1 protein-coding gene is annotated in these 395 nt (G+C 63.8%); it reads left to right on the top strand.

The window, feature by feature from the left end:
* On the top strand, positions 1–395 hold a 395-nt coding region (locus NLI84_RS17900), incomplete at both ends, for a DNA translocase FtsK (protein WP_255992173.1).

Raw genomic sequence — 395 nt, 5'->3', positions numbered from 1 at the left:
AGGTGAAGGTCGTCGCGGCCTACCCGGGCCCGGTAATTACCCGCTATGAGATCGAGCCCGCCGTCGGCGTGAAGGGCAGCCAGATCGTCAACCTGATGAAGGACCTGGCGCGCGCGCTGGGCCTCGTGTCGATCCGCGTCGTCGAAACCATCCCCGGCAAGACTTATATGGGGCTGGAGCTGCCCAACCCATCACGTCAGATGATCAGGCTGTCCGAAATCCTCTCGTCCGAGCCCTATCACCACATGGGCAGCAAGCTCACCATGGCCCTGGGCAAGGACATCACCGGCAAGCCCATCGTCACTGATCTGGCCAAGGCACCGCACATGCTGGTGGCCGGCACCACGGGCTCGGGCAAGTCGGTCGGGGTCAACGCGATGATCCTGTCGCTGCTG

The organism is Chitinolyticbacter albus (genome assembly GCF_024437655.1).
Lineage (GTDB): Bacteria > Pseudomonadota > Gammaproteobacteria > Burkholderiales > Chitinibacteraceae > Chitinolyticbacter > Chitinolyticbacter albus.
The sequence above is the reverse complement of the archived record's forward strand: the minus strand, read 5'-3'. Positions and strand labels throughout refer to the sequence as shown.